We start from the raw sequence: 24,630 nt of genomic DNA, 5'->3' as shown, positions 1-24,630 counted from the left end.
GTGACTGTCGCACGGGAGGTCCAGGACCGCATGGCGTGGCTGGTCGAGGAACTGAACCGCCACATCTATAACTACCACGTGCTCGATGCGCCGACCATCCCGGACGCCGAGTACGACCGCCTGTTCAGGGAGCTGCAGGAACTGGAAGCGGCGCACCCCCAGGCGGTGAGCAACGATTCGCCGACTTCGCGCGTGGGCGCCGCGCCCATCCCCGAGTTCAAGCAGGTGACCCACTCGGTGCCGATGCTATCGCTGAACAACGGTTTCAGCGACGAGGACGTCGACAACTTCGACCGCCGCGTGCGCGACGGGCTGGAAACCAGGCAGGTCGCATATTCGGCCGAGCTGAAGTTCGACGGCCTGGCGATCAGCCTGCGCTACGAGAACGGTGTGTTCGTGCAGGCTGCGACCCGCGGCGACGGCTACACCGGCGAGGACGTGACCGCCAACATCCGCACCGTCAGGGTGATCCCGCTGCGCCTGCACGGCAGCGAGGTACCGGCGGTGCTGGAAGTGCGCGGCGAGGTGCTGATGTTCAAGGACGACTTCAATCGCCTGAACCAGCGCCAGCGCGACGCCGGGCAGAAGGAATTCGCCAACCCGCGCAATGCGGCCGCGGGCAGCCTGCGCCAGCTGGACGCGCGCATCACGGCCCAGCGCAAGCTGCGCTTCTTTGCCTATGGCATCGGCCGCCTGGAAGGCGCCGGGCTGCCGGAATCGCATTCGGCGGTGCTCGACTGGTTCGACCGCCTCGGCCTGCCGGTCGCGAAGGAGCGCGCGGTGGTGCGCGGCTGCGAGGGCCTGCTCGGCTACTACCGCGATATTGGAGGAAAACGCGGCGCGCTGCCGTATGAAATCGACGGCGTGGTGTACAAGGTCGACAGCGTGGCCGACCAGGCCCAGCTCGGCTTCGTGTCGCGCGCGCCGCGCTTCGCGCTGGCCCACAAGTTCCCGGCCGAAGAAGCCATGACGCAGGTAGCAGCGATCGACGTCCAGGTCGGCCGCACCGGCGCCATCACGCCGGTGGCGCGCCTGCATCCGGTCTCGGTCGGCGGCGTCACCGTCACCAACGCCACCCTGCACAACGAGGACGAAGTGCTGCGCAAGGACGTGCGCGTGGGCGACACCGTGATCGTGCGCCGTGCCGGCGACGTGATTCCCGAGGTCTTGTCGGTGGTGCTGGAGCGCCGCCCGACGCCGCAACCGATGCGTTACAAGCTGCCCGAGAGCTGCCCGGTGTGCGGCTCGCATGTGGTGCGCGAAGAGGGCGAGGCGGTGGCGCGCTGCTCCGGCGGCCTGACCTGCGCGGCCCAGCGCAAGGAAGCGATCCGCCACTTCGCCGGCCGCCGCATGATGGACATCGAGGGCCTGGGCGACCGCTACATCGACAGCCTGGTGGAGTGCAACCTGGTCAATGGCGTGGCCGACCTGTACAAGCTCACGCTGGACGACCTGCTCAAGATGAAGGGGCTGGCCGACCAGCGCCTGGCCGACGAGCGCGAAGGAACGACGCCCGAGACCGTAAAACAGGGCAAGGTCGCCACCAAGTGGGCGGATAAGCTGCTGGATGCAATCCAGGCCAGCAAGAACCCGCCGCTGGAGCGCCTGCTGTTCGCGCTCGGCATCCGCCACGTGGGCGAATCGACCGCCAAGACCCTGGCCGACTGGCTCGGGCGCTTCGCGTTGGTGCGCCAGGCGCCGGAAGCGCTGCTGCGCGTGTTGCCCGACATCGGCGGCACCGTGGCCGAGGCCATCGCCGAATTCTTCGCCGAAGAGAAAAATCAGCGCGAGATCGATGCGCTGCTGGCGGCCGGGGTGGCGCCGCAAGGCGAACATCCGCCCAAGGCGCAGTTGCGCGACAAGCTGGACGAAGTGAACTTGCTGGCGGCGCTCGGCATTCCGAAGCTGACCGAACCGCGCGCACGCCAGCTCCTGGCCGCCGGCCAGACCCTGGAGTCGCTGGCCCACCTGAACGTGTTCGGCGTGTTCGGCCTGCCGGCCACGGTCACCGCCGCGCTGGAAGAATGGATGGCGCAAGCGGGCAACCGTGGGCGCGTCGCGGCGCTGGCGCAGTTGCGCGGCGAGCTGCTGGCCCAGCTGCCGGAGGAAGTGCCGGTCGCCGAAGGCCCGCTCACCGGCAATACCTTCGTGCTGACCGGGACCCTGCCGACCATGAGCCGCGAGGCTGCAGGCGCCCTGATCGAAGCGGCGGGCGGCAAGGTGTCCGGTTCGGTCTCGAAGAAAACCTCCTACGTGGTCGCCGGAGCCGAGGCGGGCAGCAAGCTCGCCAAGGCGGAAGAACTCGGCGTCACCGTCCTCGACGAAGCAGGGCTGCTGGCCCTGCTCGGGCAATAAAGGAAACCACATGAGCATCATTCGCAAAGCCGTATTCCCCGTCGCCGGCCTCGGCAGCCGCTTCCTGCCTGCCACCAAGGCGCAGCCGAAGGAAATGCTGCCGATCGTCGACAAGCCGCTGATCCAGTACGCGGTCGAAGAGGCGGTGGCGGCCGGCATCACCGAGCTGGTCTTCATCACCGGCCGCAACAAGCGCGCCATCGAAGACCATTTCGACAAGGCCTACGAGCTCGAGGCCGAGCTGGAAGCGCATGGCAAGCAGGCCCTGCTCGACGTCGTGCGCGGCGTGATCCCGAAGAACGTCAACTGCATCTACATTCGCCAGTCGGCCCCGCTGGGCCTGGGCCATGCGGTGCTGTGCGCCCGCCCGGTGATCGGCGACGAGCCCTTCGCGGTGCTGCTGGCGGACGACTTCATGGACACCGACCCGCCTACCCGCCCGGTGCTGGCGCAGATGACCGAGCTGTATGCCTACGAGCGTTCAAGCATCCTCGCCGTGCAGGACGTCCCGCGCGAGAACACCCGCCAGTACGGCATCGTCAGCGCCTCGCCCTACCGTCCGAACCTGGAGCTGGTCTCGGGCATCGTCGAGAAGCCGGCCCCGGAAGTGGCGCCGTCCACGCTGGCCGTGGTCGGCCGCTACGTGCTGTCGGGCTCGATCTTCGGCTACCTCGAGCACCTGGGCACCGGTGCGGGCGGCGAAATCCAGCTGACCGACGGTATCGCGGCCCTGATGCAGGCCGAGCGCGTGCTGGCCTATCGCTACCAGGGCCAGCGCTACGACTGCGGCTCCAAGCTGGGCTACCTGAAAGCCACTGCGGCGATCGGCCTGAAGCATCCGGAAACGGCCGAGGGTTTCCGCGCCTCGCTTGCCGCGCTGCTCGAGCAAGGAAAATAGCATGGCCGTCCGCGAGATCCTGCGCATGGGCGATCCGCGCCTGCTGCGCGTGGCCGAAAAGGTGGAGAGCTTCGATACGCCCGAGCTGCATGCCCTGATCGCCGACATGTTCGAGACCATGCATGCGGCGAACGGCGCGGGGCTGGCTGCGCCGCAGATCGGCGTCAACCTGCAGCTGGTGATCTTCGGCTTCGCGAAGAACGCGCGTTACCCGGATGCGCCGCCGGTGCCGGAAACGGTGCTGATCAATCCGGTGCTTACGCTCCTGTCCGAAGAAATGGAAGAGGGCTTCGAAGGCTGCCTGTCGGTACCAGGCCTGCGCGGCAGCGTGCCGCGTTATACGAAGCTGCATTACGAGGGCGTCGACCAGTACGGCAAGCCGATCGTGCGCGACGCCGAAGGCTTCCATGCGCGCGTGGTCCAGCACGAGGTGGACCACCTGCTGGGCATCCTGTACCCGATGCGCATCCGCGACTTTTCCCGCTTCGGCTTCACCGAAGTGATGTTCCCCGATCTCGATCCGAAGGCCGACGACTGATGCGCTTCATCCTGCTTCCGCTGCTGCTTGCCGCGCCCCTGGCGCAAGCCGATGACTGGTTCACAAAGATCGACTCGGCGCCGAAGAGCGAATTCTGGCTCGACAGCGGCTTCGCCACCGCCCACTTCGACAGCGACAAGGACTTGAACGGCGCCAACAAGGGGCTGGGCGCCGAGTACCGCTTCAACGGCACGACGGCGGCGACGCTCGGGCGCTTCTACAATAGCGACCGGCAGTGGTCGAACTATGCGGGCGTGATCTGGCAGCCGTATGCGCTCGGCCCGGTACGGCTGGGGCTGGCCGTTGCGGCTTTCGACGGCTATCCGCACATGCGCGACGGCGGCTGGTTCCCGGCGGCGATTCCGACGCTGACTTACGAGTACAAGCGGGTCGGTCTGAATGTGGGGATTATCCCGACGTACAAGGACCGCTTGTACGGCGGGATTTCGTTCCAGCTCAAGTTCAAGCTGTTCGAATAAGGGAGGCTCAGCTCTCTTTTGGATATGGCGATGGCCCACCCTCCGCAATGAACGCATCGATCCGCTGCTGCAGCACCGGCAGCGGCACCGACCCCAGTTGCAGCACGGTGTCGTGGAAGTTGCGGATGTCGAATTTCGGCCCCAGCGCCTGTTCCGCGCGCGCCCGCGCTTCCTGGATCGCCATCTGCCCCAGGTAATACGACAGCGCCTGTCCCGGCCACGAGATGTAGCGGTCGACCTCGGTCTCGACCTCGTGCTTCGCCAGCGCGGTATTGTCCATCAGGTAGGCCTGCGCCTGCTCGCGCGTCCAGCCCTTGGCGTGGATGCCGGTGTCGACCACCAGGCGCGAGGCGCGCCAGGCCTGGTAGCTCAACATGCCGAAGTGTTCATAGGGCGTCTCGTAGATGCCCATCTCCACCCCCAGCCGTTCCGAGTACAGGGCCCAGCCTTCGCCGAAGGCCGAGATATAGGCGCGGCGGAAGGGCGGCACCCCTTTCTGCTCCTGCGCCACCGGCATCTGGAAGGCATGGCCGGGCGCCGACTCGTGCAGGGTCAGCGCGGGCAGGCTGTAGAGCGCGCGCGCCGGCAGGTTGTAGGTATTGACCCAGTACGCACCGGCGCCGCCGCGCCCCGCCGTGTAGAACGGCGCCTGGTCGTCGGGCACCGGCAGGATCGCGAAGCGGCGCCGCGGCAGGTAGCCGAAGTACTGGTCGGCCTTGGCATCGAACTTCTTGGCGGTCCAGGCCGCGTGCATCAGCAGTTCTTTCGGCGTCCTGGCGTAGAACTGCGGGTCGGTGCGCAGGAAGGCCAGGAAGGCCGGCAGCTCGCCCTTGAAATCCGCCTTTTTCATGGTCTCGTGCATTTCGGCGCGGATCTTCGCCATCTCGGCCAGTCCGATCTGGTGGATCTGGTCCGCGCTGAGATGGGTGGTGGTGTATTCGACGATCTTCGACTGGTAGTAGGCTTTACCGCCCGGCATGCTCTCGGCGGCCAGGGTGGTGCGGGCCTTCGGCAGGTAGTCCTTGCGGAAGAAGGCCAGCACCTTCGCGTAGGCCGGCTGGACCCGGTCGCGGATGATGCCCGCCGCCCGGGCCTTCATGGCTTCCTGTTCGGCGGCCGGTATCGAGGACGGCATGTTCTTGAACGGAATGAAAAACACGGTTTCCTGCGGGGTCTTGGCCTCGGCAATCGGGACCAGGGCCAGGTCGCGTCCCGCCAGCGTGACTTGCGGCGGAGTGAAGCCGCGCGCCAGGCCGGCACGCATGTTCGCGGTCTCCTGCGCGAAATAGTCGGGCAGGGCGGCCAGCAGCTGCAGGTAGTTGCGGTAGTCCTCAGCCGTCTTGAAGGGGCGGCGCGCGCTGAAGGTGACATTGGTCCAGAACGCGCTGTCGGCATTCACCGGCTGCTCGTATTCGTGGAAGCGCTGCGCCTCGGCCAGGGCGGCGATCTGGGCGCGGTAGACGGCGAAGTTGATCCGCTCGCCCGGTGACAGCTCGGCCGGGGGGATCGTGTCGAGTTCCTTCAGGACACCTTCCCAGTAGGCACGGCGTGCTTCTTGCGCAGGTGCATCGACCCGCGCCAGTGCCGGGCTGACGCCACGCTCGTCCTCGGCGCGGGCGAGCCGTTCCGTGACGCGCCACTTCCACTCTTTCGTGTAGATTATCCTGAAGCGCGCGTCAGCTTCCGTGGCGGCCATGGCCGGCGTCATCGCGCAGCACACTACAAAGGAGGCAGCCGACAGGGCGGCACCCAGTTTTTTTCTCATGGTTCATCCGCTAGTGATGAGCAGCGTCGCTCGGCGACCGTATCTTAGCGGGCTTGTGGCAACAACACTACTAAAGAAATGTTTCTGGATCGTCGAAGGCGAACTCACGAGTTTGCCGAATCAGCAAGTTATAATGCGCGGTGCGTCGGGGAGGAAGCTTGCCAGCCCCCGCTGCGGGCCAGCGCCAGCCTGCAAGACTTACACCGCCATCAGCGGCATTCATTGCTCAACGACGAAGACATGACGAATAGTACGGGCGCGCCGGATCTCTCGGCTGGAAGGAGCCAGTTGCTGCAACCATGGCGGCAGATCGCACAGCAACTCTGCCCGCTGATCGGGGAAAGCGGCTTTTGCGCCCTGTTCGGCCGTGCCGTCCACGTGATCGGGCCGGAACACGCGTGGCTCGCGCCGCAGCAGCCTTGCCGCGCGGCGGAACAGCTGTTCGTCTCGCTGGGGGAGCGCATGGCCGTCGCCGACGCCGGGCGCGCCGCCGTCGCCAACGAGGCCCTGCTGCGCACCTTTACCCACTTACTTGCCGCACTCATCGGGGAAAAGCTGACACAGCGCCTGCTGGAGTCGGCCACCGCCACTGCAGACATGGCGCCAGGCCAGCAGACGAATGCACAGGAGCAGAAATAAATGACCGACAAAGTAACCCTGGGTAAGTTGGCTACTGGCGTGCCGGGGCTCGATGTTCTCCTCGGCGGTGGGATGAACGAGTTTTCATTCAACCTGATTACCGGTGCGCCCGGCTGCGGCAAGACCACGCTGGCGCACCAGATCATGTTCTCGCTCGCCACGCCCAAGTGCCGCGCCCTGTTCTTTACCGTGCTCGGCGAGCCGCCGCTGAAGATGCTGCGCTACCAGCAGCAATACGCGTTCTTCGACACAGAAAAGGTCGGCGTTTCGATCCGTTATGTCAACCTGATCTCCGACCTGCGCGCCGGTGATTTCAACGGCGTCCTCGAACGCATCACCCGGGAGGTCGAGGAATTCGGGCCGAGCCTGGTGTTCGTGGATTCCTTCCGTTCGGTGATCCAGACCGGACGCAACGGCAACGAGGGCATCAGCGACCTCCAGCATTTCGTGCAGGAGCTCGGCACCCGCATGACCAGCTGGATGGCCACCACCTTCCTGATCGGCGAATACCAGCACAGCGATATCGAGGCCAATCCGATCATGACGGTTGCGGACGGCATGCTGGCCCTCAGCCAGCAGCAGGAACGCGACGCCGTCGTACGCAAGATCCGCGTCGTCAAGATGCGCGGACAAGCCCACATGACCGGCTACCATACGTTCCGGATCACCGATGATGGCCTGCGCATCTACCCGCGACTGCTGCCGCCCCTGGCCGCCGACCACCGGTATGAGGTGCCGATCGACACCGATCCGCGCAGGATCGCGACCGGAACCCCGGGACTTGACGACATGCTCCATGGCGGCCTGCCCCAGGGGCATTCGATGCTGGCGGTCGGGCCGACCGGCTGCGGCAAGACCATCCTCGGCACCTGCTTCCTGCGGGCGGGCGCCGCGCAGCAGGAGCGCGGCGTCCTGATGTGCTTCGAAAAGGGCACGGCGCGCCTGCGCAATGCGGAAATGGCCAGGCTGATCCAGTCCGGCGTGGTCACCGTGGTCGAAACGCGCCTGATCGACGTGACCATCGAGGAGCTGGAAGACGAACTCCTTGCCGCCATCGACCGCACCGGTGCCCGCCGGGTCGTCATCGATTCGTTGTCGGAGCTGTCGCTGTTCCTGGCGCCGGAATGCGTCCGCGACATGCGCGAAGGCGTGTTCCGCATGCTGTGCAGCCTGGCCAAGCGCGGCGTGTCGGTGCTGGTCACCGTCGGCCTTGACGAACATGTCACCAACATGAACTACGCGCGGCCGGACATGGCCTACATCACCGACGCCATCGTCGGCATGCGCTACGCCGAGGTGGACGGCGAGGTGCGCAGGTACATGTCGGTGGTCAAGGTGCGCGGCAGCAGCCACAGCAGCGATGTCCGGGAGTACCGGATCACGAACGAGGGGCTCGAGATCGACGCCATCGCCGCTCCGGTCAACGGGGTACTGTTCGGCGGCACCGACCGGATCAACAACGGCGAATGAGGCGACCATGGGAATGTATGACGAATCGGGTGCCGGCTCGGAACAGCGTTCCCTGATGGGCGAAGACCCGACCCGCGGCGCCATGCCGGGCGATCCGCAGCTGCTGAACCGCGTTGCCGTCCTCGAAGCCGAACTGTCGCATGCCCGCATCCTGTTGCGCGACCGCGAGCGGCTGGAAGAGCAAGTGGAACAGCTGCGCGAGGCCAACGAACACCTGGTCATGGCCACCGTCAGCGCCCAGTCGCTGCGCGACCTGGCCGAAGCCACCAACCGGCGCCAGACCGAATTCCTCGCCATGCTGGCGCACGAGTTGCGCAATCCGCTCGCGCCGCTGAGCATGTCGGCCAGCCTGCTGGGCAGCCTGGGCGGCGGCTCCGGCCAGCTGGCCCATGTGGCCGGCGTGGTGCGGCGCCAGGTCGACCACATGGCGCGCCTGCTCGACGACCTGCTCGACGCCGCCCGCATCAGCAGCGGCAAGATCACCCTGTCGGTACGCCCGCTGGTGCTGGCCGGCGCCCTCGACCAGGCGGTCGAGACGGTGGCGCCGCGCATCCGCGAACGCGGCCAGCAACTCGAGCTCCAGCTGCCGGACGAAGCGCTCACCATCGACGGCGATCCGGTGCGCCTGACCCAGGTCTTCGCCAACCTGCTCGGCAACGCCTCCAAGTACACCGGCGACGGCGGCCGCATCGTGCTGCGCGCCTGGCGCGCCGGCGAGGAAGTCGTGGTGCAGGTGAGCGACAACGGCTCCGGCATCGCCCCCGACATGCTGCCGCAGATCTTCGACCTCTTCATCCAGGGCCCGCGCTCGCTGGCCCGCTCGGAAGGCGGCCTCGGAATCGGACTGAACGTGGTGCGCAACCTGGTCAGCATGCATGGCGGGACGGTGTCGGCCGACAGCGCGGGCGAAGGACGCGGCAGCACGTTTACCGTGCGCCTGCCGCTGTCCGCCGCGCTCACGCCGGTGGCGCCGGCCCCCACCGGGCCGAGCGCCGCCGAGGGCGCGCGCCGGATCCTCCTCATCGAGGACAACGTCGACGCCTGCGACACCCTGCGCACGCTGCTGGAGCTTGCCGGCCATGAGGTGGCGGTGGCCTACGACGGCCACACGGGCCTGGCGGCGGCGGAGGCGGACCGCTACGACATCCTGATCTGCGACATCGGCCTGCCCGGGCTCGACGGCCACGAGGTGATCGAGCGGGTGCGCAGCGCGCAGGGGGCCGGCGCACCCTTCGCCATCGCGCTGTCGGGCTACGGCCAGTGCGAAGACCGCGAACGCGCGCTGGAATCCGGCTTCGACCGCTACCTGGTCAAGCCGGCCGCGCCGGATGCCTTGCTCGAACTGGTCGGCGAGGAACGCGCGCTGCGCTCCTGAGCCGGGCCCTGCCTCAGGAGCGCAGCACGCGCTCCAGGCGCGTTACCGCTTCCTCGATCCGGTCCAGGCGCGTGGCGTACGAGAAGCGGACATGCCGCTGCGGCGCCGCGAACCCGAAATCATCCCCCGGCACGATCGCCACCTGCGCGTCGCGCAGCACCGACCAGGCGAAGGCGCTGCTGTCGCCGCTGTGTGCGTGCGGAAGCTCCTGGATGTCCGCATACACGTAGAAGGCGCCGTCGGGCATCACCGGCACCCGGAAGCCGAGCGCGCGCAGGGCCGGCACCAGGAAGTCGCGGCGGCGCTGGAATTCGCGCCGGCGCTCTTCATAGATCGCCAGGGCTTCCGGGGTGAAGCAGGCCAGCGCGGCCTGCTGGGCCACGGTCGGCGCGCAGATGAACAGGTTCTGCGCCAGCTTTTCGAAGGTCGATACCAGCGCTTCCGGCACCACCAGCCAGCCCAGGCGCCAGCCGGTCATGCTGAAGTATTTCGAGAAGCTGTTGACGGTGATGGCGTCCGGGTCGAGCGCCAGGGCGCTGACCGGCTGGTGGTCGTAGGACAGCCCCTGGTAGATCTCGTCGATGATGGCGAAGCCGCCGCGTGCGCGCACCGCGCCGAGCATGGCGCGCAGCTGCTCCGGCGTCATCGAGGTCCCGGTCGGGTTCGAGGGCGAGGCCACCAGCACCCCGCGCGTGCGTTCGGTCCAGTTGGCGTCCACATGGGTGCTGCTCAGCTGGTAGCGGTCGTCGCTGGACGCCGGCACCAGCACCGGCTTGCCGCCGAAGGCCGAGACGAAATGGCGGTTGCAGGGATAGCAGGGGTCGGGCATCAGGACTTCGTCGCCGTCCGCGACCAGGGCGGCGCAGGCCAGCAGCAGGCCGGCCGAGGCGCCGGCGGTGACGACGACGCGGCGCGGGTCGATGTCGAGGCCGTGCACGGCCGCGCAATGGCCGCTGATGGCTTCGCGCAGCTCGCGCAGGCCGAGCGAGTCGGTGTACTGGGTGACGCCGCCCTTGATGGCCTCCATCGCGGCATGGGCGACGATGTCGGGCGCGGTGAAATCGGGCTCGCCGACGCTCATGCTGATGACGTCGATGCCGCTGCGTTTCATTTCGCCGGCGGCCTTGACCATTTCCATGACGCGGAAAGCTTCGATGGCGTGGACGCGCCGGGCGACCTGGAGGGCGCGCAGGGCCTGGTTTTCGGGGGAAGAGGAGGGAGTCATGGCGGATCCTTGAATCTGATCCGCCATGATACCTAGAACATCACTGGTGTGCGTGGTGCGTCGCAGTCAGCTTGCGCATCAGGGGCAGCGCCGCCAGCGCGATCAAGGTGCACGCGATCGCCGCCACGCCCAGCTTGTTGAACAGGCTGGTATAGACCGGCAGGGTCTGGAGCGGATCCGTCATGCCCTCCGGCACCGCGGCGATGTTCGCCACTACGCCGCCCAGGTACTGCGAGATGCCGACGCCGACGTAGTAGGCGCCCATCATGAAGCCGCCCATGCGCGCCGGCACGTAGCGGGCGATCATGGCCAGCCCGAGGCCGCTCACCAGCAGTTCGCCCAGCGAATACAGGCCGTAGCCGGCGATCATGATCCAGGACGAGGTCAGGCCGCCCGTGGCGAACTGGCCGGCGACGCCGTAGGTGAAGAAGCCGGCCGCCACCACCGCGAAGCCGAGCGCGAACTTGGCCGCGATCGACAGGTCCTTGCCGCTGCTGCCGGCGCGGGTGTAGATCCAGGCCAGTACCGGACTCAGGACCATGATCCAGATCGCGTTCAGGGCCTGGAACTGGGCCGGCGACCAGGTCCACAGGTGGGCGCCGAACACGCTGAATTCGAGGTCGACGTTACGCAGCGCGAACAGCGACAGCGAGGTCGACATCTGCTGGTAGAAGATGAAGAAGAACACGGTCTGCAGGGTCAGCACCAGCGCGGCGATCAGGCCCGCCCGTTCGCTCGGCTGGCTGGTGCGGATCAGGTGGAAGAAGATGCCCAGCACCACGAAGCCGGCCAGGTAGACGAAGGCGCGCGCCAGGTCGCGGTATTCGAGGATGACGGCCGATGCCGCCACCGCCACCACGCCGCCGGCCAGCACCGCCAGCAGGCGCTTCATGCGCAGCGGCTCGGCGTCCGGCGGCGAGCCGATATGGCCGATGGTCTTGCGCAGCACGCCGACGGTCAGCAGGCCGACGGTCAGGCCGACGCTGCACACGGCGAAGGCCACATGCCAGCCCAGGTTGCCGCCGTAGACGGCGTTGACGTGGTCCTTGATCCAGGGCGTGGCCAGCATCGAGAAGGTCGAGCCGACGTTTACCGCCATGTAATACATGGTGAAGGCGCTGTCCATCTTGGAGTCGTCGCCTTCGTAGATCTTGCGTACCAGGTTGGCGGTGTTGGGCTTGAACAGGCCGTTGCCGACGACGATCACGCCAAGGGCCGAGAAGGTCATCCAGGTATTCGTGGTCGGCACCGCCATCAGGGCATAGCCGAGGGTGAGGATGAGCCCACCCAGGATCATGCAGCGGCGGGTGCCGAGCACCTGGTCGCCGATCCAGCCGCCGATGGCCGGCGCCACGTAGATCAGCGCGGCCGCCGCGCCCCACACCAGGTTGGCGCGGCTGTCCTCGAAGCCGAGGCGCTGCACCATGAAATACACGATCAGCGCCTGCATGCCGTAATAGCCGAAGCGTTCCCACAATTCGATCAGCGCCACCGTCATGAATGAGCGGGTCTGGCTCACCGGCTGGCCCAGCTGCGCCGGATTCTCGTTCTTCATTCGTCTCCCTTGTTTTTTGTTCGACCGCCGAAAAGTTGCGGCACGGATCGCGCGATGCTACGCCAGGCGCATGGAAGATGCAATCTTGACAGGCCTTGCTGCCAATGCGATAACATGTCGCTTTGCCCGGTTCAAAGCACCGGCTTTTTCGCGCGAGGTATATGTATGAGGCGTCTTCCCGTTCTGCTGTGCGCAGCCATGGCGCTGGCCGCGAGTGGCCCGGCGGCGTCCGCGCCGGCCGCGCCCGTGGCGATGCCGCTGGCCGACCATCACCAGCATGTCTATAGCCCGGCCGCCGCAGCCTTCATGTCCGCGAGCGCCGCCATGCGTCCGGTCTCGGCGCAGGACCTGATCCCCCGGCTCGACGCCGCCGGGATCGGGCGCGCGGCCCTGCTGTCGGTGGCCTACGTGTATGGACAGCCAGCCGCTTCACACGGCGAGGAGTATGCGCGGGTGCGGGCCGAGAACGACTGGACGGCGCGCCAGGCCGCCGAGTATCCCGAGCGCCTGGTGGCGCTGTGCAGCGTCGATCCGCTGAAGGACTATGCGCTGGCCGAACTGGCGCGCTGCGCCGCCGGCCCCGGCTTCGGGCGCGCCATCAAGCTGCAGCCCGCCGACGGCGGCGTGCAGCTGGACGACCCGTCCCAGGTCGAGCGCATGCGCCGGGTGTTCCGTTCGGCCAATGCGCGCGGCATGGCGATCGTGCTGCAGCTGCCCGAGACCGGCGCCCGCGAAGCCCGCCTGCTGCTCGAGCAACTGCTGCCGCATGCGCCGGACGTACCGGTGCAGGTGACGTATTCCAGCGATGGTGAAGGGGCGCCGCAGTTGGCCGCGCTGGCAGTGCTGGCCGATGCGGCGGCGCGCCGGGACCCGCGCATGCGCCATGTCTGGGTCGACGTCGCCGCCTTCGCGCGTCCCGGCCTGTCGGCGGCCGACGCGCGCCGGCTGGTGCGGCGCCTGCGCCAGGTCGGCATGGAGCGGGTGCTGTACGGCTCCGATGCGGCGATCGGCGCGGACGCGCACCCGCGCGAAGCCTGGGCCGCCTTCCGCAGCCTGCCGCTCACCGAGGCCGAAACGGCGCGGGTGGCGAACAACGTAATGTCGTATTTGCGCTGAAGTCGGATTACATTGCCACCCAGGCCAGACCCTGAATAGCATGGTTTGGGCTGTAATTTAATTACATTGGCACTTTTTCGCGGCGTCATTTTCTGTCATGCTCCCGCTTGCGCTTCACGACAACCAACCGAGACCCCATGACGAAAACCACGATCGCCCGGCTTCTCCTGTGCCTCCTGGCCAGCCCCGTCGCGTTTGCCCAGAACGCGGAACGCCGGCTGCAAGGCCATAGCCTGAACCAGAACACCCTGGAGCTGGCCACCAGCGATGGCCGTTACCTGATCAAGCCGTATTCGGCCCACGTGGTCGAGACCACCTTCATCCCGAACGGCCAGCAGCACGAGCCGTCCTCGCATGCCGTGGTGCTGGCGCCGGTGGACGTCGGCGCCACCCTCAAGGCCGAGGGCAGCCGGATCGTATTCTCCACCCCGGGCATCACGGTCGTCGTCGACAAGCAGCCTTTCCGCATCAGCTACCTGTACAAGGGCAAGCCGCTGGTGGCGGAGAAGGGCGGCTACGCCAGGGACGGCAAGTTCGAGGCCATCGAATTCGCGCTGGACGACGGCGAGGCGCTGTACGGCGCCGGCGCGCGCGCGGCCGGCATGAACCGGCGCGGCAACCGCTTCCAGCTGTACAACAAGGCCGACTACGGCTACGGCAAGACTTCCCAGCTGCTCAACTACACCATCCCGGTCGCGCTGTCCTCGAAAAAGTACGCGATCCACTTCGACAACCCGCAGGTCGGCTATCTCGACTTCGACAGCCGCAAGGACGGCAGCCTGCGCTACGAAGTGATCGGCGGTCGCAAGACCTACCAGGTGGTCGCCGGCGACAGCTGGGCCGAGGTGATGGCCAACTATACGGGCCTGACCGGGCGCCAGCCGCTTCCGCCGCGCTGGGCCTTCGGCAATTTCGCCAGCCGCTTCGGCTACAAGAGCGAAGCGGAGACCCGCGCCGTGGTTGCCAGGTTCGCGCAGGAGAAGATCCCGCTGGATGCCGTCGTGCTCGACCTGTTCTGGTTCGGCAAGGAGGTCAAGGGCACGATGGGCAACCTCGCCTGGGACCGCGACAGCTTCCCGAACGCCGAGAAGATGATGGCGGACTTCAAGAAGCAGGGGGTGCGGACCGTCGTCATCACCGAGCCATTTGTTTTGACTACTTCCAGGCGCTGGCAGGAAGCGGTGCAGCACAAGGTGCTGGCGACCGACGAGGCGGGCAAGCCGGCCATTTATGACTTCTACTTCGGGAACACCGGCCTGGTCGACCTGTACACCCAGCAGGGGCGCGACTGGTTCTGGAACATCTACAAGGAGCTGAAGGCGGGCGGCGTCGAAGGCTGGTGGGGCGACCTGGGCGAGCCGGAAGTGCATCCGTCCTGGGTGCGGCATGGCGGTGGCGAGGGTGGCAAGTTCGCGGCGGACCAGGTGCACAACGTCTACGGTCACGACTGGGCGCGCCTGATCGCGGAAGGCTACCGCAAGGATTACCCGAACGAGCGCCCCTTCATCCTGATGCGCGCCGGATATTCGGGCTCGCAGCGCTTCGGCATGATCCCGTGGTCGGGCGACGTCAGCCGCGGCTGGGGCGGCCTGCAGTCGCAGATGGAAATCTCGCTCCAGATGGGCATGCAGGGCCTCGGCTACATGCACTCGGACCTCGGCGGCTTCGCAGGCCCGGTGCTGGACGACGAACTCTACGTGCGCTGGCTGCAGTACGGCGTGTTCCAGCCGATCTTCCGCCCGCACGCCCAGGCCGACGTGGCGCCGGAGCCGGTGTTCCGTTCCGAGCGCGCCAAGGTGCTGGCGCGCGAAGCGGTCTGGCTGCGCTACGCCATGCTGCCGTATAACTACACCCTCGGTTTCGAGAACAGCCAGACCGGCATGCCGCTGATGCGCCCCGTGCTGTTCGAGGAAGACGGGGCCACCGCGATGTCCTCGACCTACCTGTGGGGCCGCGACTTCCTGGTGGCGCCGATCGTGGAGCCGGGCGCGACCCGCAAGGAAGTCCACTTCCCGGTCAAGGACAGCGTCTGGTTCGACTTCCACACCGGCGCGAAGCACCTGGGCGGCATCACCGAGATCGTGAAGCCGGAAGAGGCGCACATCCCGGTCTATGTGCGCGCCGGCGCCTTCATCCCGATGGCGAAGGTGGTGCAGAGCACGCGCGATTACTCGACCCGCCAGATCGACCTGCACTACTACCATGACGCCACGGTGGCGAAGAGCGAGGGCCAGATGTACGACGACGATGGCGAGACCGCCGACGCTTATGCAAAGGGCAAGTACGAGATCGTGCGCTTCGCCGGCAGCTTCGGCGCAGGGAAGCTCGAGATCGCGCTGCAGACCGAGACCGGCAAGGCGCAGGCGCCGGCTGAGCGGGGCTTCTCGCTCAAGGTGCACAACCTGAGGGCGAAACCGCGCGCGGTGACGGTGGACGGTCGCGCCGCGAAGTTCAGCTGGAACGGCAAGCACCAGCTGCTGGAGGTGCCGGTGGCGGCGCGCAAGCAGCCGGCGAGCAAGGTGGCGATCACGCTGTAGTCGGATCGCATCCCGGCAAGGCCCTTGGCGGCCTTGCCGGGGTCAGCGCGCCACGATCAGCCGCAGGCCCAGTCCCACGAAGATGGCGCCCGCGATCCGATCCAGCCACATCCCCGCCCTGGGCGTCCGGTTCAGCCACTGCCCGATCGACCCCGAAAAATACCCCAGCAGTCCGAACAGCACCGCCGCCTGTACGGTGAAGATCAGCCCCAGCCAGGCGATCTGCCAGTTCGCATCCCCGCGCGAGGCCACCACGAACTGCGGCAGGAAGGACAGGAAGAACAGCACCACCTTCGGGTTGATCGCATTCGCCAGCAGGCCCTTGAAGAACAGCCGGCGCGCCGATTCGTCCGGCACGCCACCCGCCACCTGGGCGCCGCCGCGGCTGCGCAGGGCGCCGATGCCCATCCAGATCAGGTACAGGCCGCCGGCGATCTTGAGCGCCGTGAAAGCCGCCGGCGAGGCCGCGATCAGGGCACTGACGCCGATCACGGCCAGCAGGGTGTGGTTCAGGCAGCCCAGCGCGCAGCCCAGGCCGAAGGCGATGCCGCGTGCCCGTCCCTTGGCGATGCCGGCGCCCAGCACCATCATGTTGTCGGGGCCGGGCGAGAGGGTGATCAGGATCGCGGCGGTGAGAAAACCAAAGAACTGTTCGGGTGTGAGCATAGACCAGTATCTTAGCGCACCGCATCCATGTCCAGCTCGACCCAGGTCGGCGCGTGGTCGCTCGGTTTTTCCTTGGCGCGCTGGAAGCGGTCGACGCCGGCGCCGCGCAGCGCGGGCGCCAGGGCGGGGCTGAGCAGCAGGTGGTCGATGCGGATCCCGGCGTCGCGCCCGAAGGCATTGCGGAAGTAGTCCCAGAAGGTATAGACCACCTGGTCCGGGTACATGCTGCGCAGCGCATCGGTCCAGCCCTGCGACATCAGGCGCTGGAAGGCTTCGCGCGATTCGGGGCGGAACAGGGCATCGGTCAGCCAGCGCTCGGGCTTGTACACGTCGAGATCGGTCGGGATCACGTTGAAGTCGCCGCACATCACGACCGGCACCTTGGCTTCCAGGAGCTCGGCGCCGCGCGTGATCAGGCGCTCGAACCAGGCCAGCTTGTAGTCGAACTTCGGCCCCGGCGCCGGATTCCCGTTGGGCAGGTAGAGGCCGCACACGACGATGCCCTGGTAGACGGCCTCGATGTAGCGGCTCTGTTCGTCCGTCGGATCGCCCGGCAGGCCGCGCTGCAGCTCCTGGGCCGGACCCTCGCGGGTCAGGATGGCGACGCCGTTCCAGCTCTTCTGGCCATGCCAGATCGCGTGGTAGCCGGCCTCGCGGATTGCGGCTTCCGGAAACTTCTCCTGCGGCGCCTTCAGCTCCTGCAGGCAGACCACGTCCGGCTTGCGTTCTTCGAGGTATTCGAGGAGGGCGCCCAGGCGGGCGCCGATTCCATTGACGTTGTAGGTGACGACCAGCATCCTGCCTCCGTGTGACTCCATGATTTGCTTGCTACTTTAGCATGCGCAGACGAGGCTGCGGATCGCTGAACCTTATTGAATGAACATTACTCGGCGCTTATAGTCAAACGCGCATTTTCTTATGGCTAATTGATCGTTCGGCCATGCAAGATCATGCCCTATACTGTTGTGATCGAATTTTTTTTGCAGTCAGGAGTAAGCCATGTTCACCCGCCGTCACCTCCTCATCGGGGCGCTCGCCCTGTCCGCCAACTTCGTCGCCGGCGCTGCGCAAGCCGACCAGCTCGCGGACATCAAGAAGAAGGGCGAGATCGTGTTCGGCGTGCTGGGCACCGACGAGCCGAACAGCTTCATCGATCCCAAAACCCGCCAACTGGTGGGCTACGAGATCGACATCGCCACCGCGGTGGCGAAGAAGATCGGCGTCACCCCCAGGTTCAAGCAGATGTCGGTATCGGCACGCATCCCCGAACTGCAGCAGGGCCACGTCGACGTGCTGGCCGCCACGCTCACCCACAACAAGGAACGCGAATCTCAGGTCGACTTCGCGCTGACCCACTTCGTCACCGGCTCGAAAGTCATGGTGCGCGCGAACAGCGGCGTCAGCGCGCTGCCCCAGCTGGCCGGCAAGAAGGTGGTCACGGTGCGCGGCGGCACCCAGGAATCCAATATCCGCAAGGCCGTGCCGAGTGCCGAGGTGGTCACCTTCGAAAATACCCAGCAAGCCTTCCAGGCCCTGCGCCAGGGTAAAGGTATCGCCTACGTGAACGACGAATCCTCGCTGCTGGCCGACTACGGCAAGCTGGGCCCGGCCGCCAGGGGCTTCACCATCCTCCCGACCAGCATCGGCATCGAGTCGATCGCGCTCGGCCTGCGCAAGGGCGAGAAGAACCTGAAGGCCGTGGTCGACGAGACCCTGCGCGGCCTGGAAGCGAGCGGCGAGGCCGAGAAGCTGTTCAACAAGTGGTATGGCCCGGGCACCCGCGCCAACATCGCCAAGCGCCAGTTCAAGCTCAGCACCGACAAGATCTGAACCTAGAACAGAGCACCACCCTTGCAGTTCTTCGATCCCGGCATCCTGCAATCCGGCCAGTACCATGACTGGCTGGTGCAGGGACTCATCCTCTCGCTCCAGCTGACCGCCGCCAGCTTCGTCTTCGCCCTGCCGTTCGGCGCGCTGGTCGCCGTCATGCGTACTTCGAGCATCGCGCCGCTGCGCGGGCTCGGCGCCACCATCGTCGAAGGCATCCGCAACGTGCCGCTGCTGGCCCACCTGCTGTTCTGGTACTTCGCCTTCCCCGAACTGCTGCCGGAAGGCGCGCGCGACTTCCTGTATGCGCACAATCCGGAAGCCGTGTGCGCCGTGATCGCGCTGGCGCTGTACAGCGGCGTCCACATGGCGGAAGACATCCGCAGCGGCATCCGCGCCGTGCCTCCGGGCCAGCTCGAAGCGGCGCGTTCGCTCGGCCTGGGACGCTTCGCAAGCCTGCGCCTGGTGCTGCTGCCGCAGGCCTTCCGCGCGGCCACGCCGCCGCTGCTGTCGCAGACCGTCAACCTGTGGAAGGACACCAGTGTGGCCACCGTCATCGGCGCCGCCGAACTGATGTACCAGGCCGCGCGCGTAGAGACGGCCAGCTTCCGCAGCCTCGAGGCGTTTACTTTCGCGACACTGGCCTACCTGAGCGTGTCGCTCCTGATTTCCCTGGCCGCGTATGGTTTTCAGCGGCGTTATCCGGTCCGCCCGGCATGATTGAACTCATCGACACCTACTGGCTGTACTTCCTGGTCGGCCAATATCCCGAAGGCCCGCTCGGCGGCCTGGCGCTCACCGTGCTGCTGTCCCTAGGGGCGCTGCTGCTGGCGATGCCGCTCGGCCTGTTGCTGGGCGTGGCGCGCGTCAGCAGCCGGCGCGCGATCCGCTGGCCGACCGCCGCGCTGGTGCAGCTGGTGCGCGCGGTGCCGCTGCTGCTGGTGGTGTTCTGGGTCTACTTCTTCCTGCCGGCCGTCACCGGCGTCAAGACCGGGCAGGCGACCACCATGCTGATGGTGCTGGTGCTGTTCGACGGCATCTACCTGGCCGAGATCGTGGCGGCCGGCATCCGCGCGCTGCCGAAGGGGCAGCTGGAAAGCGCCCGCTCGCTGGGACTGTCCTATCCGCAGGCCCTGCGCCTGGTGGTGCTGCCGCAGACCCTGCGCAACGGCCTGCCGTCGATCGTCAGCCAGCTGGTCTCGACCATCAAGGCGACCTCGCTCGGCTACATCATCGGCCTGTCGGAAGTCTCGTTCATCGCGACCCAGGTGAACACCCTGGTGTTCACGCAGGCGGTCGAGGTCTACCTGATCCTGGCCCTGAGCTATTTCATCCTCTGTTTCGGCCTGTCCCGCCTGGCCTTCCTGCTCGAGCGCCGCCTTGCAGGCACCGTAAAAAAGGAAGTGTGAACGATGATCGTTCTCGATAAAGTCAACAAGTGGTACGGCGATTACCATGCGCTGGTCGACGTCAGCGAGCGTGTGGAAAAGAACGAGGTCGTGGTCGTGTGCGGTCCCTCGGGCTCCGGCAAGTCGACCCTGATCCGCACCCTTAACCGGCTGGAGGAAATCGACGGCGGCAGCATCGGCATCGACGGCCGCGACATCCATGCCAAGGGCGCCGACGTCAACGCCCTGCGCGCCGGGATCGGCTTCGTGTTCCAGCACTTCAACCTGTTCCCGCACCTGACGGTGCTGGAGAACTGCACCCTGGCGCCGGTCAACCTGAAGCGCGCAACGCCCAAGGAAGCGCGCGACTATGCCATGCAGCTGCTGGAGCAGGTGGGCCTGGCCCACAAGCGCGACGCCTACCCGAACGCGCTCTCGGGCGGCCAGCAGCAGCGCGTGGCGATCGCCCGCGCCCTGGCCATGCGTCCGCCGGTGATGCTGTTCGACGAGCCGACCAGTGCGCTCGATCCGGAAATGGTGGGCGAAGTACTGGGTGTGATGCGCTCGCTGGCAGGGCAGGGCATGACCATGGTCTGCGTGACCCACGAGATGGGTTTCGCGCGCGAAGTCGCGGACCGCATCCTGTTCATGAGCGAAGGACGGATCCTCGAGCGCGCCACGCCCGGGGACTTTTTCACCAATCCGCAGCACCCGCGCGCCCGGCAGTTCCTGTCCGACCGCCGGCGCGATTAAGCGCTTACCTGCGGATCAGCGACCATTGCTGGTTGGCGGCATTATTCACGGGATACTGAATGATCTGCGCGCCGTCCGCCGTGCTGCGCGCATTCACGTCGAGCACCATGCCGCTCAGCTGGTTCGCCACCGTGTAGTAGCCGGCGGCCGGGCTGGCGAAGCGCCAGCGCTGGCCGCTGCCCGCCCAGTAACCCCATTGCGCGATATTCGTGCCCGCGGTGGTCGAGTTGCCGTAGTTGTCCAGGCTGCGCAGGCTGTGGGCATTGACAATGCTGTAGTAGCCGTCGCCTTGCCCGATCAGGTGCCACTGCTGGTGCCGGGCGTTCGTATCGGTGAACTGCTGGACCAGGGCGCCGTCCGCCGTGGACGCATTCGCCACCGTCAGCGCCTTGCCGCTGTGGCGCGAACGGAAGCTGTAGACGCCGTCGCTGATGCCGCCGCAGCCCGCAAAGTTCGTGAAATTGCGGCTCAGGACCGGCCAGCCCCCGCTGTAGCTCATGCGCAGGATATCGAGCTTGGCGTTGCCGTTGTCCTGCAGGTCGTAGTAATGGGTGGAGACGAACTGGCAGCCGTCCTGCTTCAGCAGGCCGATGTGGCCTGGTCCGCGGTACCTGCCGTCCGTGACCGGCAGCACGGTGCGGGTGCCCGAGTAGGGACCGCGGATGTTGGTCGCGCGCTGTACCTCGACGTAATACGTGCTGTCGCTGCCCTTGCAGCAACTGCCGCGGTTGACGAACAAATAGTAGTCGTTGCCGTTGCGGGTGATGTAGGGCGCCTCGATGTCCTGGTGGCCGCCTCCTAGAATCGTGCTGACGCTGCCGGCCAGCTTGCCGGTGGACTGGTTGATCTCCGCCAGCCCGATTCCGCCGAAGAAGGAACCCCACGACATGTACACCTTGCCGTCATGGTCGCGGAACAGCGCCGGGTCGATCGCATTGATCTCGCCCGCGCCGCCGAAGGACTCGACCACGATCCCGAGATCGGTCCACACCGGATTCTTCAGCGAGGGCGAGCGCGCCACCCCGATCGCCGAGGACGAGGTACCGAAGGTCGATACCGAGTAGTACAGGTAGTACTGACCGTTCATCTGGATCAGGTCCGGTGCCCAGAACGAGCCGGCGAAGTCCGGGATCTTGTTCTTGATCCAGGCCGGATAGGTGCTGAAGACCGGGCCCGGACCGCCGGTCCAGGTCAGCAGGTCCTTCGAGGTGGAATACCAGATCCCGGTCCCGGTGGTGAAGTTGAAGTAAGTGTCGCCGTCCTTCGTGATCGTGCCCGGGTCGTGCGCGTTCTTCACGCCCGCCAGTTCGATGGCCCGGGCCTGGGGCCCCAGGGCGATACCCAGCGCCAGGCAGCAGAACGCCAGCAGTGTTTTCATCATCTTGTCTCCAGTTTGTTGTTGGATACTGCTCCGCCAGCATAGGTAATGTCGCGGCGCGCGAGCGATGAAATATGTCGCGCCAATGATTGCCTTTTCGGTATCGCGCGGCCCCGGGCACGGCCTGCCGTCCCGGATTCTCCGCCGCTCGTCACCGTTCCCTGTCCGCTCGTCACAGATCCGCCGGCCTGGCGGCACCGCGGCCCTAGCATGGCGTCACGGGTGCACGTCGCGCCCCTGACAACGGAGACCACCACCATGCACCACCAGATCCTGTCCACCCTGCGCATCGCCGCGCTCGCCCTCGGCTTCCTCGCCACCGATGCCGCGCTTGCCGGCCCCCAGGAGGAGCTGAACAAATCCCTCGCCCGCCGCGTCTACGATGAGGGCCTGAACCAGGGCATCTTCACCGTGCCCTACACGAATGACTTCATCGGCCATGCCGGCAACGGCACGTTCACGCGCGAAGGCAGCCTGGCCGAGGCCAAGGGCTGGCGCCAGGCCTTCCCCGATCTCAAGATGAACATCGACCTGATCCTCGCCGAGAAGGACCTGGTCGCCGTGCGCTGGACCGCGACCGGCACGAATACCGGCAGCGGCAACGGCATACCGGCCACCGGCAGGCCGGTCAAGGCGACTGGCCAGGCCACCTTCCGCTTCGTGGACGGCAAGATCGCCGAGGAGTGGGCGACCGGCGACACCATCGGCATCATGCGCCAGCTGGGCCTCCTGCCTCCCCGGACATCGGTTCCGCGCGTGCAAGCGGCCGGCGAGTGAGCGCAAAACGGCACGCGCGGCCGCGCGCGGTGTAACATGCGCCTGCTCAGATCTTTCCTTCATGGTGCCATCGTGTCCCTCAGCCAGCTCGCCATCGGCCGCCGCCCCGTCCTCTGGACACTGGTGGGCTGGGCCTTGTGCGCCGCCGTGTTCGCCACCCAGTCGCACGTCGCCTCCGCGGTGCGCGGCCAGCCGATTCCCTGGGGCGGCGCCTTCACCGCCTGGTCGGTCTGGGCTGGCGCGTGGGCGCTGCTGACACTGCCGATCCTGCGGCTGGCCGCACGCGTGCCGTTCGAACGGCGTGCGTGGTGGCGCCCGCTGGCCGTGCACGCGGCGGGCAGCGTCGCCGCGACGCTGTTGCACATGGCGGTGTATGCCTTCGCCGCGCCGCTGGTCGGCGCGCCCGGCTTCAGCACCGGCTGGAGCGCCACCTACGCGCGCCTGCTGGCGACGGCCTTCCTGCCCAGCCTCTCGGTGTACTGGGTGCTGACGATCGCGGTCCAGTTCCTGCACCTGCAGCAAGCGGTCCATGAACGGGAGCGGCGCCACCTGGCGCTGGAGGCGCAGCTCGCCGAAGCGCGGTTGCTGGCGCTGAAGTCGCAGCTGCAGCCGCACTTCCTGTTCAACACGCTCAATTCGATCGACGTCCTGATCGGCGACGACCCGGCGGCGGCCCGCCACATGCTGCAGCTGCTGTGCGGCTTGCTGCGCAAGGTGCTGGACAAGGACGACAGCCGCGAGGTCACGCTGCGCGAGGAGCTCGATGTCATCGCCAGCTTCCTGACGATCGAGAAGATCCGTTTCGCCGAGCGCCTGAGCTACCATGTCGACGTCGGCCCGGAGCTGATGGGCGCGCGCGTGCCCAGCCTGGTACTGCAGCCGCTGGTGGAAAACGCCATCCGCCATGGCATTGGCCCCCGCGCCCGGCCGGGCCTGATCGTCATCAGCGCGCGCGCCGAGGACGGCATGCTGCGCCTGGCGGTCACCGACAACGGCGCGGGTGTGGGACAGCACCTGAAGTGGGGCATCGGGCTGTCCAACACGCGTGCGCGCCTGCAGCAGATGTTCGGCGCCAGCCATCGTTTCGCCATCGGCGACAAGCCTGGCGGCGGCACCGAGGTTTCACTGGCGATCCCTCTGCAGGAGGGCGCATGCGCATCCGCGTCCTGATCGTCGACGACGAGGTGCTGGCGCGGCGCGGCATCCGCCAGTACCTGGCCCTTGAACCCGATATCGAGGTAGTGGGCGAATGCGGCGACGGCAAGGCGGCGATCGAGGCCATCGCGGCGCTGCAGCCCGACCTGATCTTCCTCGACATAGCGATGCCGGAGGCAGACGGTTTCGAGGTCGTCGCGGCCGTCGGTCCCGACAGCATGCCGGCCACGATCTTCGTCACCGCCTACGACCAGTTCGCGGTGCGCGCCTTCGAGATCCATGCGCTCGACTACCTGCTCAAGCCGGTCGAGCCGGAGCGCATCCGGACGGCGCTGGCACGGGCAAGGGCGCAGTTGTCCGCCAGGCCGGATGACCTGGCCGCGCGCGTCGCAGCGGTGCTCGGAGAGCTCGCCGGCGGTCCGGCGCGGCGCTACCTGCGCCGCCTGCCTATCAAGAAGGCCGGCCGCGTGATCCTGGTCGACGTCGACGAGGTCATGCGCTTCGAAGCCACCGGCAACTACATCGAGGTGCACACACGCGAGCGCATGCACCTGCTGCGCGAGACGCTCACCAGCCTGGAAGCGCGGCTGGACCCGGATGGCTACGTGCGCGTGTCGCGTTCCTGCATCGTCAATGCGCGCCACATCCGCGAGCTGCAACCGCAGTTCAGCGGCGATTTCGTCGTCGTGCTGGCCGACGACAGCGAAGTGCAGGGCAGCCGCCGCTATCGCTAG

At 67.0% G+C, this 24,630-nt stretch carries 22 protein-coding genes; 16 read left to right on the top strand and 6 right to left on the bottom strand.

From position 1 onward, the window contains the following. Genes ligA through AC56LK_RS04550 form a run of 4 tightly spaced genes read left to right on the top strand, consistent with a single transcriptional unit; the run spans position 1 to position 4,270 of the window. Complete coding sequence (gene ligA, locus AC56LK_RS04565; protein ID WP_497183380.1) at positions 1 to 2,355, top strand: NAD-dependent DNA ligase LigA; 2,355 nt, start codon at positions 1 to 3, stop codon at positions 2,353 to 2,355. A 10-nt stretch (positions 2,356 to 2,365) separates the two neighbouring features. Continuing rightward, on the top strand, positions 2,366 to 3,253 hold the full coding sequence (gene galU, locus AC56LK_RS04560; protein ID WP_497183379.1) for a UTP--glucose-1-phosphate uridylyltransferase GalU: 888 nt from the start codon (positions 2,366 to 2,368) through the stop codon (positions 3,251 to 3,253). Between the two features lies 1 nt (position 3,254). Continuing rightward, positions 3,255 to 3,791, top strand: coding sequence for a peptide deformylase (gene def / locus AC56LK_RS04555; RefSeq protein WP_497183378.1), 537 nt, complete (start codon positions 3,255 to 3,257; stop codon positions 3,789 to 3,791). Next, positions 3,791 to 4,270, top strand: a complete 480-nt coding sequence (locus tag AC56LK_RS04550) for a hypothetical protein (RefSeq protein ID WP_497183377.1) — start codon at positions 3,791 to 3,793, stop codon at positions 4,268 to 4,270. Before def ends, AC56LK_RS04550 begins: the two co-directional genes overlap by 1 nt. 7 nt (positions 4,271 to 4,277) lie before the next feature. On the opposite strand, the gene AC56LK_RS04545 is transcribed toward AC56LK_RS04550, so the two are convergent. Next, positions 4,278 to 6,035 (bottom strand): DUF885 domain-containing protein, encoded by a 1,758-nt coding sequence (locus AC56LK_RS04545; protein ID WP_497183376.1) that lies wholly within the window; start codon positions 6,033 to 6,035, stop codon positions 4,278 to 4,280. Between the two features lie 222 nt (positions 6,036 to 6,257). On the opposite strand from AC56LK_RS04545, the gene AC56LK_RS04540 reads away from it, so the two are divergent. Genes AC56LK_RS04540 through AC56LK_RS04530 form a run of 3 tightly spaced genes read left to right on the top strand, consistent with a single transcriptional unit; the run spans position 6,258 to position 9,519 of the window. Beyond that, positions 6,258 to 6,674, top strand: coding sequence for a hypothetical protein (locus tag AC56LK_RS04540; protein ID WP_497183375.1), 417 nt, complete (start codon positions 6,258 to 6,260; stop codon positions 6,672 to 6,674). After that, positions 6,675 to 8,144 carry an ATPase domain-containing protein gene (locus AC56LK_RS04535; RefSeq protein ID WP_497183374.1) on the top strand — a complete coding sequence of 490 codons (1,470 nt, stop codon included), beginning with the start codon at positions 6,675 to 6,677 and terminating at the stop codon, positions 8,142 to 8,144. Between the two features lie 7 nt (positions 8,145 to 8,151). Further along, complete coding sequence (locus AC56LK_RS04530; RefSeq protein ID WP_497183373.1) at positions 8,152 to 9,519, top strand: hybrid sensor histidine kinase/response regulator; 1,368 nt, start codon at positions 8,152 to 8,154, stop codon at positions 9,517 to 9,519. A 13-nt stretch (positions 9,520 to 9,532) separates the two neighbouring features. Here AC56LK_RS04530 and AC56LK_RS04525 read toward each other — a convergent pair whose 3' ends face one another. Both AC56LK_RS04525 and AC56LK_RS04520 read right to left on the bottom strand, forming a co-directional pair. Continuing rightward, positions 9,533 to 10,744, bottom strand: a complete 1,212-nt coding sequence (locus AC56LK_RS04525; RefSeq protein ID WP_497183372.1) for a pyridoxal phosphate-dependent aminotransferase — start codon at positions 10,742 to 10,744, stop codon at positions 9,533 to 9,535. A gap of 40 nt (positions 10,745 to 10,784) precedes the next feature. Next, positions 10,785 to 12,299 carry a peptide MFS transporter gene (locus AC56LK_RS04520; RefSeq protein WP_497183371.1) on the bottom strand — a complete coding sequence of 505 codons (1,515 nt, stop codon included), beginning with the start codon at positions 12,297 to 12,299 and terminating at the stop codon, positions 10,785 to 10,787. Between the two features lie 165 nt (positions 12,300 to 12,464). Between AC56LK_RS04520 and AC56LK_RS04515 the strand changes: the two genes are divergently transcribed. Together AC56LK_RS04515 and AC56LK_RS04510 are read left to right on the top strand one after the other, a co-directional pair. Continuing rightward, complete coding sequence (locus AC56LK_RS04515; protein ID WP_497183370.1) at positions 12,465 to 13,415, top strand: amidohydrolase family protein; 951 nt, start codon at positions 12,465 to 12,467, stop codon at positions 13,413 to 13,415. Positions 13,416 to 13,552: 137 nt separating this feature from the next. Further along, entirely contained in the window at positions 13,553 to 15,952 is a 2,400-nt protein-coding gene (locus AC56LK_RS04510; protein WP_497183369.1) for a TIM-barrel domain-containing protein, read from the top strand. 42 nt (positions 15,953 to 15,994) lie between these two features. Here AC56LK_RS04510 and AC56LK_RS04505 read toward each other — a convergent pair whose 3' ends face one another. Together AC56LK_RS04505 and xth are read right to left on the bottom strand one after the other, a co-directional pair. Continuing rightward, the gene (locus tag AC56LK_RS04505) at positions 15,995 to 16,618 is read right to left on the bottom strand and encodes a LysE family translocator (protein ID WP_497183368.1); all 624 of its coding nucleotides are present in this window, start codon (positions 16,616 to 16,618) and stop codon (positions 15,995 to 15,997) included. Positions 16,619 to 16,629: 11 nt separating this feature from the next. Further along, on the bottom strand, positions 16,630 to 17,415 hold the full coding sequence (gene xth / locus AC56LK_RS04500; RefSeq protein ID WP_497183520.1) for an exodeoxyribonuclease III: 786 nt from the start codon (positions 17,413 to 17,415) through the stop codon (positions 16,630 to 16,632). Between the two features lie 202 nt (positions 17,416 to 17,617). Here xth and AC56LK_RS04495 point away from each other — a divergent pair, with 202 nt between their 5' ends. The 4 genes from AC56LK_RS04495 to AC56LK_RS04480 are packed head-to-tail and all read left to right on the top strand — an operon-like array spanning position 17,618 to position 20,586. Continuing rightward, positions 17,618 to 18,448 carry an ABC transporter substrate-binding protein gene (locus AC56LK_RS04495; RefSeq protein ID WP_497183367.1) on the top strand — a complete coding sequence of 277 codons (831 nt, stop codon included), beginning with the start codon at positions 17,618 to 17,620 and terminating at the stop codon, positions 18,446 to 18,448. Positions 18,449 to 18,469: 21 nt separating this feature from the next. Then, positions 18,470 to 19,165 carry an amino acid ABC transporter permease gene (locus AC56LK_RS04490; RefSeq protein ID WP_497183366.1) on the top strand — a complete coding sequence of 232 codons (696 nt, stop codon included), beginning with the start codon at positions 18,470 to 18,472 and terminating at the stop codon, positions 19,163 to 19,165. Next, positions 19,162 to 19,854 (top strand): amino acid ABC transporter permease, encoded by a 693-nt coding sequence (locus AC56LK_RS04485; protein WP_497183365.1) that lies wholly within the window; start codon positions 19,162 to 19,164, stop codon positions 19,852 to 19,854. Before AC56LK_RS04490 ends, AC56LK_RS04485 begins: the two co-directional genes overlap by 4 nt. Before the next feature lie 3 nt (positions 19,855 to 19,857). Further along, positions 19,858 to 20,586 (top strand): amino acid ABC transporter ATP-binding protein, encoded by a 729-nt coding sequence (locus AC56LK_RS04480; RefSeq protein ID WP_497183364.1) that lies wholly within the window; start codon positions 19,858 to 19,860, stop codon positions 20,584 to 20,586. A 4-nt stretch (positions 20,587 to 20,590) separates the two neighbouring features. Here the strand turns inward: AC56LK_RS04480 and AC56LK_RS04475 are convergent, their stop codons facing one another. Then, positions 20,591 to 21,967, bottom strand: coding sequence for a family 43 glycosylhydrolase (locus AC56LK_RS04475; RefSeq protein ID WP_497183363.1), 1,377 nt, complete (start codon positions 21,965 to 21,967; stop codon positions 20,591 to 20,593). A gap of 255 nt (positions 21,968 to 22,222) precedes the next feature. On the opposite strand from AC56LK_RS04475, the gene AC56LK_RS04470 reads away from it, so the two are divergent. The 3 genes from AC56LK_RS04470 to AC56LK_RS04460 all read left to right on the top strand — a co-directional run bounded on the left by AC56LK_RS04470 (position 22,223) and on the right by AC56LK_RS04460 (position 24,630). Further along, positions 22,223 to 22,741, top strand: coding sequence for an ester cyclase (locus tag AC56LK_RS04470; RefSeq protein WP_497183362.1), 519 nt, complete (start codon positions 22,223 to 22,225; stop codon positions 22,739 to 22,741). Between the two features lie 72 nt (positions 22,742 to 22,813). Continuing rightward, the gene (locus tag AC56LK_RS04465; protein ID WP_497183361.1) at positions 22,814 to 23,911 is read left to right on the top strand and encodes a sensor histidine kinase; all 1,098 of its coding nucleotides are present in this window, start codon (positions 22,814 to 22,816) and stop codon (positions 23,909 to 23,911) included. Further along, positions 23,893 to 24,630, top strand: a complete 738-nt coding sequence (locus AC56LK_RS04460) for a LytR/AlgR family response regulator transcription factor (RefSeq protein WP_497183360.1) — start codon at positions 23,893 to 23,895, stop codon at positions 24,628 to 24,630. Before AC56LK_RS04465 ends, AC56LK_RS04460 begins: the two co-directional genes overlap by 19 nt.

It is taken from the genome of Telluria sp. ZB4P36, assembly GCF_059685865.1.
The sequence above is the reverse complement of the archived record's forward strand: the minus strand, read 5'-3'. Positions and strand labels throughout refer to the sequence as shown.